Below are 15,749 nucleotides of genomic sequence, written 5' to 3'. Positions count from 1 at the left end.
CCCCCTAAGTAGATACTTTAATAATAAGATCAAAAATTCTTTCAGTAAAACCTACTAGGGTTTGAAGCATAAAACTAGCTAAAAATAAACCAGTAAATGCAATTCCAATAAGCTTAGGAACAAAGGTTAAAGTTTGTTCTTGAATTTGAGTAGTTGCTTGAAAAATACTTATTATTAATCCAATTAAAATAGAAACTAAAAGAATAGGTCCTGCCACTTTTAAAGATGTCATTAATGCATCTTTTGTAATACCTATTATTAAACTCTCACTCATTTTTTCTCACCTACCCTCCAAAGCTCATTATTAATGATCTAACCATTAGATACCAACCGTCTACCATAACAAATAATAACAACTTAAACGGTAGTGATACCATAACAGGAGGTACCATAAACATACCCATTGACATTAAAACACTTGCCACTACCATATCTATAATTAAGAATGGTAAGAATAATAAAAATCCTATTTGGAAAGCCGTTTTAAGTTCACTTATTGCAAATGCTGGAATTACAACAGTTAGTGGTATATTATCTCTTGTTATTTCTTCTTTATTAAGTTTAGAACTTTCAATAAAAAGTTCTAAGTCTTTTTGTCTAGTTTGTTTAAGCATAAATTCTCTAAGAGGTTTACTTCCTGCCTCCATTGCCTGTTCCTGAGTAATTGTATTATCCATAAATGGTTTAAAGGCATTTTCATTTATTTCAGAATAAACTGGCTGCATTATAAATATAGTTAAAAATAATGCTAGTCCAATTAAAATTTGGTTTGGAATAGATTGTTGAGCTCCTAATGCATTCTTTAAAAAAGAAAATACTACTATTATTCTAGTAAAAGATGTCATCATTATTATTATTGATGGTAGTAATGTTAAAATTGTAAGTATTATTAATAATTTAATATTATCAATGTAATTTTGTGGTGATGTATTTTCCCCACCAACTTGTAAGTTTATATCTGGTATATTGATAGGCTCTGCGCTTACACTTTTATTAAAGGCAAATATTAAAGTGAATACTAATAGCACCATAAATAAGTATTTCTTTTTCTTCATAATTATCTTCCTTCTAATTCTTTTTATTCTTAAATCTGCTTATCTTAGATTTAAGATTAGTAATAGCTATCTCATATTGCTTACTTACCTTTTCTTTTTCCATCCTCTTTTCTTCTTCTAAAAGAAAAGTTTCTTCCTCAGATAGCTCATCTATTTTATTAGTAGAGTTATTTGAAGTACTTAGAACATATCCCTTTTTACCTATTTTAACTACTACTATAGCAGTATCTTTTGAAATTTGATTTCTTTCAAGAACTTTTATATATTTCCCATCATTAAACTGACTTAATTTATTATTACTTAATTTAAAAGATATGTACATAAGTCCAAGAACTACTGCCAATGCAAATATTAGTTTAAACAGTAAAAATATAAAATCCATTGTTTACCTACTTTCTTATTGAACTATAATATCACTAATATAAACGTCCTTTAATACACCTGTAGTTAACTTTGCATTAATTCTAGTTATTAAATCTCCCTTTAGCCTAGCTTCATTTGCAGGCTCAAAGTCTTTAGCTTTGCAGGATTTAATATAAAATATAGCTACATCCCTTATAACTACTTGTTTTTGTTCAATTTCTGCAGCTAAATCTTTATTTCTTTTATCATAGCTTAAAGATAAATTTAACTTTACATATCTTTTTGAATTTTCATCACTTAAATTTACAAATATCTCTTCTCCAACTGGAACAAATGCTTCTTCTATTATTATTGGACTAGATGCTGCATTCTTACTCATAAAGTAATAAACTCCACCAAAAGTTCCTCCACCTACGAATATTAAAAGTAGTACAATAATTAAAGCAAGTTTTTTACCCTTTTTCTTTTCTATTTTTTCCTCAGCCATTTAGCTTTCCTCCCCCTTAGATGTAACTATTAAAATATCTACTCTTCTATTTCTAGCCATATCTTCATAAGTATTATTTGGTGCTACAGGTTGAAACTCTCCATAACCTGTTGCTGAAAATCTCTTGGGATCTTGTCCTAATACTTCTACAAAATATCTTACTACATTAACTGCTCTATCCGCAGACAACTCCCAATTGGAAGGGAATCTTGATGTATTTATATCACGATTATCTGTATGACCTTCTATTAAAATAGGATTACTAACTGATGCTATAATTGTATTTAATTGATTTAAAATAGCTTTACTGTCTTCTCTTAAATCTGAACTTGATGTTTCAAATAATATATTATCTCTAAGCTGCATAGCTACTCCTCTTTCGTCGTCAACTATTTCTACAACATCTTGAAGATTATTATTATTTACAAACTCTTTAATAGTATTAAACATTTTTTGCTGATCAGTTAATTCCTCTCCTCCATCAAAATTTTCTTCAGTTTCTCCTCCTATTAATGGAACTTCCCCATTATATAAGTTAAACTGCATTAATGAGTCTCCACTTTGTCCACTCATCATTGAAACAAAGGCATTTGCTATATTTTTAGTTTTCTCAGCATCAATAGATGACATAGAATAAAGCAAAACGAAAAATGTAAGCAATAATGTTACTGTGTCGGCATAGGTAGCCATCCACTCATCGCCTTTTAAGCCTCCACTATTGTTCTTCTTCTTTCTAGCCATTAAATAACAACTCCTTCACCATTTTCAATGCTGTTATTTAAATACTCTAATTTATCCTTAGGAGGTAAATATGTAATTAGCTTTTCTTCTACAATTCTAGGATTAACTCCTGATTGAATAGCAAGAATGCCTTCTAATATCATTTCTCTTTCTCCTGCCTCCTTAGCACTTTTTTGTTTTAAATTTGATGCTATAGGATTACAAATTATATTAGCTAATAATGAACCATAAAATGTTGTTATTAGGGCCTTTCCCATACCTGATGCAATATTAGCAACATCTGTTAAATTAGCAAGCATTTGAATTAGTCCAATTAAAGTACCAAGCATACCAAAAGCAGGTGCATATGCTCCCCAAGATAGGAATATACCAGCTCCTTTTTCATGCCTATTTTCCATTTCTCCTATTTCAAGCTCTAATATTTCTCTAATAGTTTCAGGTTCAATCCCATCTACTACCATTTGAAGACCTTTTTTCATAAAAGGATCATCCATTTCAGAAAGATCATCTTCTAAGGATAATAAACCCTCTCTTCTTGCTTTTTTAGAAATACTAGTAAATTTTACTATAATATCTTTTCCTGAAGATTTATTTTCCTTAAAAGCTTGTACAAATAATTTTCCCATGTTTTTCATTTCTTCTAATGTGTAAGTAATTAGAAGTGCTGATACAGATCCACCAACAGTTATAATTACAGATGATAAATCCCAGAATATCATAAGACTACTTCCAAGAACCATCCCATATAACATTAACACTATTCCTAATACTAAACCCACTGAGGTTAAAATATCTGATTTTTTCATAATATTGCCTCCTGTTATAACTTATAAGTAACAATTTTATTTTTATATTTAAGCACCTTATCTACAACTTCCTCTACACTCTCTAGGACAATATACTTTTTACCATTAGTTAGTGTAATTAACGTTTCAGGGACCTCTTCAATCTTCTCTATATGATCTGCATTTAATATAAATTCTTTATTGTTCATTGCTGTAACATCTATCATATTATTACCCCTTTTTTCAATTAGCAGTTAATAATTAACAATTGATAATTGAGGAAGTAATTTAATCCAAATTACCTTTAATAAATAATGTTAGTAGTTATTTATTATTAGTTTAATTTAGAATAAATCACTAAAAACTTAATTTCAAAATCTCCATAAGGAGTTCTGTCCTCAATTACCAATTATCTATAACCAATTCTTAATATCTAATGTACTGTAATGTAATTTAGAATAAATCATTAAAAACTTAATTTTAAAAACTTCTTTAGGAGTTTTATCCGAAATTCTTCATCCTTAATTTTTCATTCTAAAACCTATCTTTTTAAATTAATGATGTCCTGAAGTATTTCATCTCCAGTAGTTATCATCTTACCTGAAGCTTGGAAAGCTCTGCTTGAAACTATCATATCAGTAAATTGCTCAGATAAATCTACATTAGACATTTCAAGCATACCTTGTAGGTTGTCTCCATATCCCTTTGAATTATCATCATTTAATGTTCCAACACCACTTTTAATAATAGCTTCACCTGAGTTAACTGATGAACCATAAAGGTTTCCTCCAAGTTTAGTTAAGCCTTCTGGATTCTTAAATGTAGACATAGCTATTTGTCCAAGAGCTGCAACTCTACCATCTTCTAAAACTCCATTAATAACGCCATTTTTATCTATAGTATAAGTTTTAACTGCTAGCTCAGTATCTGTTCCTGGAACTCTAACCTTATCTGGAATTTTTAAAGTTTTAAGTTGTCCATCATAAGATTTTAAATCCTTTGTTCCATCTACGAAGTTTATACTTCCATCAGTATTCATACTTTCCACTGGTGTACCACCGTAAGTTTCATCAGAAACTACTCCACCAATTTCCATTGGCTTTCCTGAAGCAGTAATACCTTGATCAATTCCCTTACCTTCTAAAGCTCTAGTTAATGCATCTTGAATATTTTTTGCAGTTACTGCATTAGCAGTTACAAAGTCACCATTAATTGTGATAGTTTTTGACTTTTCATCAATATCAGCTGATGTCCTAGTTCCTGGAGTAATAGTTCCAATCTGGAACTTATAACCATTAAGTGCTGCTCCAGCATCAAAGGTTAATTCTACTCCACCAACAATTACCTTAGCTGGTGATTTATCTACTTCTCCACCTTCTATTACATCTGAAGTTAGTCCTGTATAAGGCTTAGATGTTCCTGAAACCTTAACTTCTGGTTTTTCAGTTTGGTGAGCATCTGCTAAAGCTTCATTAATCTTATCTTCTAAATCTCTGGCTGATACCTTCTTAGTAAAGTCTCCTGTAATTACAAGTTTTGGATTACTTCCTGTTGTTCCTGGAGTATACTTTACACCAAGAGATGTAGAGTTAATATCTTCAATTACAAACTCAATATTATTAAATAATTTTCCTTTTGGTAATTCAACATTTAATCCTGCTATATTTAAAGCCTTTGGCGCTGTTGCAGTTTCTCCCCCAGTAAACTTAATCTTATTATCTATCTTATCCTTATCTATTGATCCATCTACTTTTTTGAATTGAGTTTTAAGCCCTTCTGCCTTTAAAGCACTGTTAATCTTAGCTCTTAACTCTTCACCAGTAAATTTAGCTGGATTAGTAAAGAAGTCTCCATTAATAACAATATTTCCATTTTCAACTACTACTGATAAAGCAGTTCCTGTTGAACTTTCTCCTATTGATATAGTATAATCATTTAATTCTCCATTCTCAGGTTCACTAAAAGTAAATCCACCTACTGAAAGATCACTTTTACTTCCATCTTTTGCGTTAACTATCTCTGCGTTCTTATCTACCTTACCTGAGTCATCTGAAGCTCCTTTAATATTAGATAACGTAGCTGGACTACCTGTTACTTTAGCTTCTTGTGTAAACCCATCTTTTTTAAGTACACTATTTATTTCATCTTGTAAGTCAGATGCATTAAAGGATTTATCTAAGAAGTTTCCGTTTATAACAATTTTCTTTCTACCTTTTTCAACAGTTACTTCTAGTGGTTCCTTACTTATCTTTCCTATTTCGAAGCTATAACCATTTAATTCATTACCTTCATTAAATTGAACATTAAATCCACCTATTGAAGTAGCCTTAGGAGCTAATGCATCAGTACCACCAAGAACTGAATCTGATCCTAAGCCTTCAAATTTTAAAGGCTTGCCAGATACAAATACTTGTTGAGATATACCTGCTGAAGATAATCCCTTATTAATTGCTGATTCCACTTGTGCTGGAGTTAATGCTCCAGTATCTGAGAAATCTCCATTAACTATTATTGTCTTTTCATCCTTATTTACATCTGCTGATGTAACAGTTCCTGGTCCTATATTACCTAAAACAACCTTAAATCCATTTAATTGAGATCCTGGTCCAAATCTAAAATCTAATCCACCAGTATTTACTGCATTAGGTGTTAACCCTGTAGCTTGCTGAGCACTATCATCATTAGTTAATGAATATCCTAATACTCTAAATCCATCTCCTGTTAAAAGGTTTCCTTGTTCATCTAATATAAATGAACCATCTCTTGAATACATTATTTCTGAGCCAGAACCACTTAATGATTGCTCTGTAATGTTGTGAGCTCCTGCTCTATGGTTAACTTCTAAAGCATTTCCATAAATAGAAGGTCCCTTACTTACCATAAAGAATCCATCACCATCTATTGCAACGTCTAATTGTCTTCCTGTTGGTTGCATCATACCTTGAGTCATAACTGAGTCTATACTTGCAAGTTGTACACCTAGTCCTACTTGGCTAGCATTAACCCCCCCTTGATTATTAGATGGCGCCATAGCATCTGATACATTTTGACTTAGCATATCACTAAATCTAGCTCTTGATGATTTAAATGAGGTTGTACCTACATTTGATATATTATTACCTATAACATCTAATTTTGTTTGATTTACTTTCATTCCACTTATACCGGAATACATTGATCTTAACATAATTGACCTCCAAGCCTTTATTTTTTTCTTGCCTCTGTCATTCAGCAAGATTTAAGCCTCCTTATAAAAGGTCCAGCTTATAAAATTACAACACTATCAATATTAGTAAAAATATTTTCCTTTGTTCTTTCCCTATCTACAGCTGTAATTACTGTTTTATTTTCAATACTAGCTATTAAAGCTACATCCTTATAAAGCATTACTGAATTCTTAGAACCCTTGTTTTCTGCTATCTTAAAACCTTTTCCTATTTCCTTCATATCATCTTCAGTAAAATTTATTTCTTTTAATCTATTAGCTGCATGTTTAGATAAGGTATATTCTTCTTGTTTACTAATTTCGCTTTTTAAAATATCATTAAAACTAGCTTTATTATCATTAGTCTTTTCGGTGCTTGCCCCCTTTGGTAATTGAAAATTGCCAACTGGATAAGCTACACCATTAATTACCCTAAAGCCCAAAGTAACACCTTCTTTTTATTAAGAATTTTCCACTTCCCCTTCTTCTTTACCATCTTCAGCATCTATTAATTCATCTTTATTATTAGCTGCCTTAATAATCTTATCGTAAGTAAATTCTTGTATTTCATCATTGTCATGTCTCTTAATTCTAACCTTAACAACACCTTGATCCTTCACTACACCTAATACTTCACCAGTAATATTTTTTTCATCATCATTTTTTTCACTTAGCTCAACATGTTTTCCTATAAATGATGATGCAACTAAGAATGACATATTACCATTCATATTATTTATTACAGGTAATGAATAATCAGGAACATCTAATACAGTTAAGATATCTGTTACATCAAAATCCTTATATGTATTAGTTCCATTTTCATTTACTTCTATAGAAACAGTTGTTTTACTGCTATTGCTAGTAACAGATTTAACTATACCTGTGTAATTAACTCCATTACTATCAACACTCTTCATAGTAACACCTTTTCCTACTAATGAATTATTAGCATAGCTAGTCATTGTAGTATTTAAGTTAGTCATTTGCTCCATAGTTGCAAATTGTGACATTTGAGTTACATATTGAGTCGAATCATTATTCCCCATAGGATCCATATTAGATAACTCTGCTGCAAGTATAGTTAAAAATGCATTCTTATCCATATCTTGTCCAGGTTTCATAATTTGAGTTCCTCTATCTGTTGCTCTAGCTCCACTATAACTATTAATTGTGTTAGACAATTCTCTTCCCCCTATGCTAAAATATTTAAATTATTATCTAAGATTAATTCTTCCATGATTTCCTCTTCCTCAACTGAAGATATTCCACTTAGATTTTGTCCTTGAGTATTCTTGAAATCTTGATTTTGATTTGTATCTTCTCCACTAAAGAAAGTTGTATCCTCATTATAAAGGCCTATATTTACGTCTTGAATCTTAATATTTTGATTTTCAAGCAATTTCTTAATTTCATTTAAATTAGAATTAAGCAAGTTATAAGTTTCCTTAGATGTTGCTTTAATTTCAGCCTTCATAATTCCTTCTTCTGAAAGAATTTTTATAGTCATTTCTCCAAGTTCTTTTGGATAAACTTTTACTTTCAGCTCAGAAATAGCATCTTTCATCATAAACTTTACGTTCTTAATGATATCCATATCTAAAGTTTTCTTATTAACTGTAACTGGCATTTTTACTTCATCAGTAGATGAAGGTAATCCATTTAACTTGTTATAATAATTAAAGTTCTTAGTGGATGTAGCACTAGAATCATCATCTAAGAATTTCATTAAAACTTTTTCTTCCTTCTTAGATATATCTTCTTTATTAGTTGCATTTTCCTTATTACTAAATCCTTCTTTATTTAATTCTTCATTGTTTTCTGAAATTGTTTTATCTAAAATAATAGATTCTTTAGTATTATCAGTATTGTTTACTTTAGTATCAACTTTACTACCATCTTCTAATAACTCATCTTTTTCAACAACTTTATTTAGTAAAGAGTTAAATATCTCCTTAATATTACTGTCTGTATCATTAGTGATTAATGCTTTATCAATAGAGGTCATAATATCAGTTTTAGTTCCTTCTGGAATTGCATCAAATAAACTTTTAACTTCTTTTACTAAATCTTTTTTAATTAAATCTAATGACTTATCATCTACTACTTCTAAATTAATATTATTTAAGTTTAAGCTCTCTTCAGCTTTTATTAGGCTTTGAAGTATATCCCTTATTTCTAAAAGGTTATCATTAAAGCTTTTATTGCCTACATCTTCACTAAGTAAAGAAGGTAAATCATTGCTTAAATTATTATCAAAAGTTTTAGTAAGTAAATCTAAAGGTTCACCTTCTAATAAATCTATTGATTCAACTAAATTTCCTTCACTTACTTTAGTAGTCTCATAATCACTTCCATCATTTAGCTTATTAAGTAAAGCTAATAATAAAGTTATTAATTTAGTAGTCTCTATAGAATCAACTTCTACTTCACCATCATTTGCTAAATTATCTATTTTATCTACTATCTTCGATACTAATTCATCTTTAGATAATGAATTTGCTTCTTCTAATGTTTTGTCAGCTACAGAAGTTAATTTACTCTCATCATTAGTTACTATTTTTTTATCAGTATAATTTGCTTCCTTGGATACTGATTTTTCTTTAATCTTCTTTGAAGACAAATTATTTTTTAAATAGTCACTAAAACTATCCTTTTTATCGCTTTTTTCAGTTGCCTTATAACCACTATCTGAAGACTTAAAATCATCTATAGTATTTGTAAAAACTTTTAGTCCATTAATATCTACCACCTATTTCACCTCCTTTCAAGGATAATAAGCTCTTAATGTTTTCTCATGTATGCATATAAGGCTAACTCATCAATAAACAATTGTTCTTTTCTATCTTCTTCCTTGTTAAATTCGATAAGCTGCCTTTCCTTTAATATATCAACTGTTTTTCTATCTATTTGCTTTTTAATCAGGTCACTTCTTCTAATTTCAAGCTCTTTTGCTTTAGTTATTAACTCTTTTTCAGTTTCATTAATTCCCTTATCTAGGGCAAATAAATAATTTTTCTTAATTTTTTGATAAATTAGGGTCTCACCCTTCTTTATTCCATTATATTTATCATAATTTCCTTTAAGTTCATTAAGCTTTTCTTCAGTTTTTTGCTTTTCTCTTTGAGTTTTAGTAAAATTTCTTTTACTTTCTTCTTCATTTTCAACTCTAATTTCTAAAAGCTTTTCTAAACCAAATTTAAAATTTGCAGACATTTAATCATCCCTTTAACTTCTAAATATTGAAATTAGGCTATTTAAAGAAGTATTAAAATCAGACTTCTCTTCTATTCCTTGCTTAAGGAAACCATTTATACCATCGTTATATTTAATTGCTAAATCTATTTTTTTATTGCTTCCTTTAACATAAGCACCTAAATTAATTAAGTCCTCAGCATCTTTATATGTAGCAAGTAAATCTCTTCCTATAGAAGCAGCTTCTTTATGATCCTTTTCAGCTATATTAGACATAAGTCTACTTATACTATTTAACACATCTATAGCAGGATAATGATTCTTTTGAGCTAATTTTCTAGATAATACAATATGTCCATCTAGTATCCCTCTCACAGCATCTGCTATAGGTTCATTAAAGTCATCACCATCAACTAATACTGTATAAAAAGCTGTTATTGATCCCTTATCAGAAGTACCTGGTCTTTCCATAAGCTTAGGTAATTTAGCAAATACTGACGGAGTATATCCCTTTTGTGCTGGAGGTTCTCCAATAGCTAGACCTACTTCCCTTTGTGCCATTGCAAATCTAGTTACTGAATCCATCATTAATATAACTTTTTTACCCTTATCTCTAAAGTATTCAGCAATAGCAGTACCCGTTAAAGCTCCCTTTATTCTAATAAGTGCAGGCTTATCTGAAGTTGCACATACTACAATAGACTTCTTCATTCCTTCTGGCCCTAAGTCTTTTTCTATAAACTCCAGTACTTCTCTTCCTCTTTCTCCAATTAAGGAAATCACATTAATATCTGCTTCTGCCTCTCTTGCGATCATCCCAAGGGTTGTACTTTTACCAACTCCTGACCCTGCAAATATTCCGATTCTTTGTCCTTCTCCTACAGTTAAAAATCCATCTATAGCTCTAACTCCAGTAGGTAAAATATCAGTAATTCGTTTTCTCTTTAAAGGATCTGGTGGTTCATTTTCTAAAGGATAAGGCTCTCCACGAAGTAATTCTTCATCAGTTAAAGGATTCCCAAGTCCATCAAGAACTTTACCTAGTAAAGCCTCTGAACAATTAACTTCTAAGGGTCTTCTCTCTGGAACAACCCTGCACCCTGCAGAAATACCTGTTAATTCTCCAAGTGGCATTAATAAAACTGCATCTTCTCTAAAACCAACAACTTCGCACTTTACTGCTTTTCCTTCTTGGTTGTAAATTGTACATAGTTCACCAACAAAGGCTCTTATTCCTTTAACTTCAATTGTTAACCCTATTACCTCTTTAACTGTTCCTTCTATATAATGAGTGTTAACTTCTCTAACAGTTTTATTTAATAAATCAAAATTAATATCTAACATTTGTTCACCTATTAATTTGTAATGCTTGTTCTAAATTCTTAAGGGCTATATCAAGCCCTATCACTACTTTTCCTGTATTTTTTTCTATAACAGCATTACCTTCTTCCATTAAAGGATCTTCTAATACAAATATTTCTCCTTTAATAGCATAAGCTTTTTGATAGTATTTAAGTTTTTCTTCAATAGCTTTAATATGAATTGAATTACATTTAATGATTATATTTTCTTCTCCCTTAGCATCACTTAGGATATCCTCTAATAATGGTAAAATCCCATCAGAAGAAGAAACTTCTTTCTTTGCAATAATACTAGCCATCTCAAAGGCTAAAGATATTATTTCTTTTTCCTTTTCATTTAAATATTCAGTATATTCATTATTAGCTTTACCTAAAATCTCTTCTGCCTTTTTAATTCTTTCTAAAACTTCATCCTCTGTATCTATTTTAACTTTTTTTAATCCTTCTTTATAACCATCTTCATAGCCATTTTGTTTTCCTTGACTATAGCCTTCTTCATAAGCCTTCTTTTCAATTTCAGCTTTGATTTCCTTAGCCTTCTCTATTATTTCATCTGCTTCTTCTTTAGACTTTTTTAAAATATTAGCGCCAAGGTTTTCATAACTTCTCTTTATTTCTACTTCTATTGAATCTTGCTCTTTTTCTTTTTCAATAATTTCTGCCTTGCTTATATAACTTGTTGCTATCTTCTTTTCACTTCCTTTTAAGGCTGAAGTGTTTTTAATTAAGTTATACGATGATTGCATCTTCTCCACCTCTAGAAATAATAATTTCTTGTGCATCATCTAACCTTCTAATAATAGCAACAATTTTTTGTTGAGCCTTTTCAACATCCATAAGTCTTACAGGTCCAAGGAATTCCATATCTTCCTTTAAAGCTGCAGCTGCTCTCTTAGATTGATTTCTATAGATACTATTTGCAACTTCATCTGAACATCCCTTAAGGGCAAGAGCAAGTTCTTTTCCATCCACTTCTCTAAGAATTCTTTGAATAGATACATCATCAAGAGTAATAATATCTTCAAATACAAACATAGAGCTCTTAACAATATCTGCAAGTTCTGCATCTTCTCTTTCCAAGCTTTCAGTAATATTCTTTTCAGTAGTTCTATCAACTTGGTTAAGAATATCAACTAATGTTTCAACTCCACCAAGGGATGTCATTTCACTTCTTACTACATTACTTAATTTATTTTCAAGAACTTTTTCTATTTCCTTAATTACCATAGGAGATGTATTATTCATAGTTGCTATTCTAAATGCAACATCACTTTGTGTATCTTCTGGTAATTCAGCTAATACTTGAGCTGCCTTATCTGGCTGAAGATAACATAATATAAGTGCAATAGTTTGAGGATGTTCATAAGTAATTACATTTAGTAGTTGATGAGCATCTGCCTTTCTTGCAATAGAAAAAGGTCTATATTGCTGAGTTGCCTCTGTTACCTTACTTAATATATCATTGGCTCTTTGAGTACCAAGTGCCTTAGATAATAAGGTTCTTGCATACTCAATTCCCCCCTCAAGAATATAGTCCCTAGCCTTATTCATTTCTAGGAACTCATCTAAGATAACTTGTCTCTGTTCTGCAGAAACTGTGGAGATATTAGCTATTTCATATGTTATTTTTTGAATTTCTGGTTCTGGTAATTTTTTTAATATTGCTGACGAAGCCTCAGGTCCAAGTGTAATAAATAATATAGCTGCCTTTTGAACTCCGTTAAGCTTTGATGAATCTCTAGCCATATTATCACCTCTCATTATCAGCTAACCAAGATTTAACTATATCTGCTACTTGATCTGGTTTATCGCTGGCATATTTCTTTATTTCATTTTCTATATGTGCTTTAGGGTTTATTTTTTCAAAATTAATGCTAGGCATTTCTTCCACTTCTTCTGTTCTATCATCTATTACTACATCTAAAAGGTTAGTCTTTTCTTCCTCAGACTTTCTATTCTTCCTTCTTAGTAAAACAATAGCTACAATAATTATAATTAACGCTATTAGTCCTAATACTGAATATAAGATTATCTTATTTCTGCTTTCTTTAGCTAAGGCATCATTAATCGCATCAAATTCTTTTTGAGCTTCTTCCTTGGTAATAGGATCAAATGTCATACCTACAACAGAAACACTATCTCCTCTTTCAGTATTTAACCCTATAGCATTAGCAACAGACTTTTCTAATGCTTCTTGAACATTTCCTCCTATATTTCCATCTACAAATACTGAGGCAGTTAATCTTTTAACTTCTCCTGGTGCACTTATAGTCTTAACTTCAGTTTTACCACTTTCGTAATTAGTATTAGTTTCTTCTTTAGAACTTCCACCATTTGTAATATTTTCTTCTATAGTATTACCCATATTATTATCAACAGCACTACCACTAGTATTACCTGTATTACCACCATTGTTTTCTTTAATAACTTGTTGGCTAACAATAACCTTATTAGGATCTACTATAGTTTCTGTTTTTTGCTTAGAGTCAAAATCTAAATCAACATTAACAGAGCTCTTAATCTTACCTTTACCAACTACAGGTTCAAGTAATGAAATTATAGACTTCTCTATATCTTCCTCATATTTCTTTTCTAAATCATATTGTTGATTAATAGTTTCTGAACTTACTGTATTTCCATTTTCAGAATTTAAACCTTCACTAAGTAGATTCATGTTATCATCAATTACTTCTATATTTTCCTTAGGCACGTTTTCCGTACTTCCTGATACTAAAGCTACTATTGATTTAACTTGTTCTTTAGTTAATTTATTTCCTGGTACAATTTTCACATATACCGCTGCTTTACCAGGCTCTTTATCCTCAACAAAAACTGAATCCTTAGAAGGAGTAATATGTACTCTAGCTGAATCTATTTGAGGAAAACTCTTAATAGTCTTTTCTAACTCTCCTTGTTGCATCCTTAATTTTTTTAGCTTAAACTCTTCATCTGTCATTCCAAAAGAACCACCAGAATCCATAAGTTCATAACCTTTACTTCCATCTGAAAGATCAGGCGCCATTTCCAATCTTAATTCATCAACTTGAGACTTAGGAACTAAAATTGAATTTCCTTCAATTTTCATATCAACTTTCTTTTCATTTAATTTACTTGTTACAAGTTGTGCATCACTTGCCTCTAGGTTTGAAAATAAAACCTTATACTTAGTTGCTGAGTTATAAAAGAACAAAGATAAAATAGCTATAAAAAATGTAATAATTGCTACTACTATAGCTATCCTAACACCCTTGCCTAAAGATTTAAACCTTTTCCACAGCTTACTAAGGCTCTCCTTTAGCTTTTCCATTAAATAAGCACTCCTCACTATCTACAATTGCATTCTTGTTAATTCTTGTACTGCTTCAACCACTTTATTTCTTACCTGAATTGCTAGTTGCATACTCATTTTAGCTTCTTCCATTGATAAAAGCATTTCATGAACTTCAACATCTTCTCCTGCAATAAAGTCATTTGTTATTTCATTAGCTTGTACTTGTTTTTCATTTAGTTTATCTAAACTATCCTTAAGTACATTTGAAAAACTACCCTTTGAAGAAGTCTTATTATTTTCATTATTATTTATATTAAAAATATCATTCCCAAATATTTTTTCAGATGGCACAAAATTATTTATTATCATCTACTATCCTACCTTCCTAGCTCTAATGTTTTACTAAACATACTTTTTGTAGCATTTAACGTATCTATATTTGCTTCATAAGACCTAGAGGCAGTTATCATATCCGCCATTTCATTTAAAATATTTACATTTGGCATAGTAACATATCCATTTTCATCTGAGTCTGGATGAGTTGGATCATATACTTCTTTTAGGGGTGATGGATCATCAACTATTCCAACAGCCTTAATTCCATTTAATCCTTTTTCATTATCTAGATTTTCTTGAAACACTGCTATTTTTCTAACATAAGGTTTTCCATCTTCACCTCTTGTAGTAGTAGCATTAGTCATATTAGAAGTTATTGTATCCATCCTAAGCCTTTCAGCCGATAAGCCACTAGCACTTATTCTCATTGTATTAAATAATCCCATACCCATTAGTTTCCTCCTGAAATTATACTTTTAGTCATATTTAATTTAGAATTAGCTTGAGTAATTAATGCATTATACATTAAACTATTTGCTGCTTGATCTACCTTTTCTAAATCTAAATCCACATTGTTTCCATCTGTTCTCATACTTGTACTATTGTCAACTTTAACATCTATTAAAGAATCACTTAAAGTACCACTTAAATGTTTATCATCAGTTTTCTTTAAAGAAAATTTACTTATTTCACTTTTTAAATTCTCTTCAAAGGAAACATAAGATCTTTTATAATTCTCCGTATTTATATTAGACATATTGTTTGCTATGATTTTTCCTCTTAGAGCTGAAGCATCTAATCCTGCTCTTAATAACTGCATTGTTGAATCATTATTTATATTCACTTATCCATCTCCTAAACAATCACATTTTTCTACATATTTTTATTTTAGATAAAACACAGTATGACTTAATAATATATATTTCTCCATTATATTTACTATATAATCC

19 protein-coding genes are annotated in these 15,749 nt (G+C 30.3%); all 19 read right to left on the bottom strand.

Features of this window, described 5'->3' with window-relative positions; translation table 11 throughout:
- Positions 1-4: 4 nt before the first annotated feature.
- The 19 genes from fliQ to flgB all read right to left on the bottom strand — a co-directional run bounded on the left by fliQ (position 5) and on the right by flgB (position 15,643).
- On the bottom strand, positions 5-274 hold the full coding sequence (fliQ, locus tag E6248_RS02325) for a flagellar biosynthesis protein FliQ (RefSeq protein ID WP_316339211.1): 270 nt from the start codon (positions 272-274) through the stop codon (positions 5-7).
- 10 nt (positions 275-284) lie between these two features.
- Complete coding sequence (gene fliP / locus E6248_RS02320) at positions 285-1,055, bottom strand: flagellar type III secretion system pore protein FliP (RefSeq protein WP_316339210.1); 771 nt, start codon at positions 1,053-1,055, stop codon at positions 285-287.
- 13 nt (positions 1,056-1,068) lie between these two features.
- The gene (locus E6248_RS02315) at positions 1,069-1,437 is read right to left on the bottom strand and encodes a flagellar biosynthetic protein FliO (RefSeq protein WP_316339209.1); all 369 of its coding nucleotides are present in this window, start codon (positions 1,435-1,437) and stop codon (positions 1,069-1,071) included.
- Positions 1,438-1,452: 15 nt separating this feature from the next.
- Complete coding sequence (locus tag E6248_RS02310; protein WP_316339208.1) at positions 1,453-1,905, bottom strand: flagellar basal body-associated FliL family protein; 453 nt, start codon at positions 1,903-1,905, stop codon at positions 1,453-1,455.
- Entirely contained in the window at positions 1,906-2,646 is a 741-nt protein-coding gene (locus E6248_RS02305; RefSeq protein WP_316339207.1) for an OmpA family protein, read from the bottom strand.
- The gene (locus tag E6248_RS02300; protein WP_316339206.1) at positions 2,646-3,452 is read right to left on the bottom strand and encodes a motility protein A; all 807 of its coding nucleotides are present in this window, start codon (positions 3,450-3,452) and stop codon (positions 2,646-2,648) included. The genes E6248_RS02305 and E6248_RS02300 overlap by 1 nt, the downstream gene beginning before the upstream one ends.
- A gap of 14 nt (positions 3,453-3,466) precedes the next feature.
- Positions 3,467-3,658, bottom strand: a complete 192-nt coding sequence (locus E6248_RS02295) for a flagellar FlbD family protein (protein ID WP_316339205.1) — start codon at positions 3,656-3,658, stop codon at positions 3,467-3,469.
- A 314-nt stretch (positions 3,659-3,972) separates the two neighbouring features.
- Positions 3,973-6,618, bottom strand: a complete 2,646-nt coding sequence (locus tag E6248_RS02290; protein ID WP_396335117.1) for a flagellar hook-basal body complex protein — start codon at positions 6,616-6,618, stop codon at positions 3,973-3,975.
- A 77-nt stretch (positions 6,619-6,695) separates the two neighbouring features.
- A complete protein-coding gene (locus E6248_RS02280; RefSeq protein WP_316339204.1) occupies positions 6,696-7,079 on the bottom strand; it encodes a TIGR02530 family flagellar biosynthesis protein in 384 nt (127 codons plus the stop codon).
- An 18-nt stretch (positions 7,080-7,097) separates the two neighbouring features.
- Positions 7,098-7,820, bottom strand: a complete 723-nt coding sequence (locus E6248_RS02275; protein ID WP_316339203.1) for a flagellar hook capping FlgD N-terminal domain-containing protein — start codon at positions 7,818-7,820, stop codon at positions 7,098-7,100.
- Between the two features lie 11 nt (positions 7,821-7,831).
- On the bottom strand, positions 7,832-9,388 hold the full coding sequence (locus E6248_RS02270; RefSeq protein ID WP_316339202.1) for a flagellar hook-length control protein FliK: 1,557 nt from the start codon (positions 9,386-9,388) through the stop codon (positions 7,832-7,834).
- 32 nt (positions 9,389-9,420) lie between these two features.
- Positions 9,421-9,852, bottom strand: coding sequence for a flagellar export protein FliJ (gene fliJ / locus E6248_RS02265; RefSeq protein WP_316339201.1), 432 nt, complete (start codon positions 9,850-9,852; stop codon positions 9,421-9,423).
- 12 nt (positions 9,853-9,864) lie between these two features.
- Positions 9,865-11,175 (bottom strand): flagellar protein export ATPase FliI, encoded by a 1,311-nt coding sequence (gene fliI / locus E6248_RS02260; RefSeq protein ID WP_316339200.1) that lies wholly within the window; start codon positions 11,173-11,175, stop codon positions 9,865-9,867.
- Between the two features lie 4 nt (positions 11,176-11,179).
- Positions 11,180-11,938: a FliH/SctL family protein gene (locus E6248_RS02255; RefSeq protein WP_316339198.1), complete on the bottom strand. Its 759-nt coding sequence runs from the start codon at positions 11,936-11,938 to the stop codon at positions 11,180-11,182.
- A complete protein-coding gene (gene fliG / locus E6248_RS02250) occupies positions 11,922-12,938 on the bottom strand; it encodes a flagellar motor switch protein FliG (protein ID WP_316339197.1) in 1,017 nt (338 codons plus the stop codon). Before fliG ends, E6248_RS02255 begins: the two co-directional genes overlap by 17 nt.
- Positions 12,939-12,942: 4 nt before the next feature.
- Entirely contained in the window at positions 12,943-14,499 is a 1,557-nt protein-coding gene (gene fliF / locus E6248_RS02245; protein ID WP_316339196.1) for a flagellar basal-body MS-ring/collar protein FliF, read from the bottom strand.
- A 21-nt stretch (positions 14,500-14,520) separates the two neighbouring features.
- Entirely contained in the window at positions 14,521-14,832 is a 312-nt protein-coding gene (gene fliE, locus E6248_RS02240; protein ID WP_316339195.1) for a flagellar hook-basal body complex protein FliE, read from the bottom strand.
- An 8-nt stretch (positions 14,833-14,840) separates the two neighbouring features.
- Positions 14,841-15,245 (bottom strand): flagellar basal body rod protein FlgC, encoded by a 405-nt coding sequence (gene flgC, locus E6248_RS02235; protein ID WP_316339223.1) that lies wholly within the window; start codon positions 15,243-15,245, stop codon positions 14,841-14,843.
- Between the two features lie 5 nt (positions 15,246-15,250).
- Positions 15,251-15,643 (bottom strand): flagellar basal body rod protein FlgB, encoded by a 393-nt coding sequence (gene flgB / locus E6248_RS02230; protein WP_316339194.1) that lies wholly within the window; start codon positions 15,641-15,643, stop codon positions 15,251-15,253.
- Positions 15,644-15,749 lie beyond the last annotated feature (106 nt).

Origin of the sequence: Clostridium sp. (assembly GCF_032552055.1) — a bacterium.
Classification (GTDB): Bacteria; Bacillota; Clostridia; order Clostridiales; family Clostridiaceae; genus Clostridium.
Note: the sequence above shows the minus strand (reverse complement) of the source record. Positions and strands in the feature narration are given on the sequence as shown.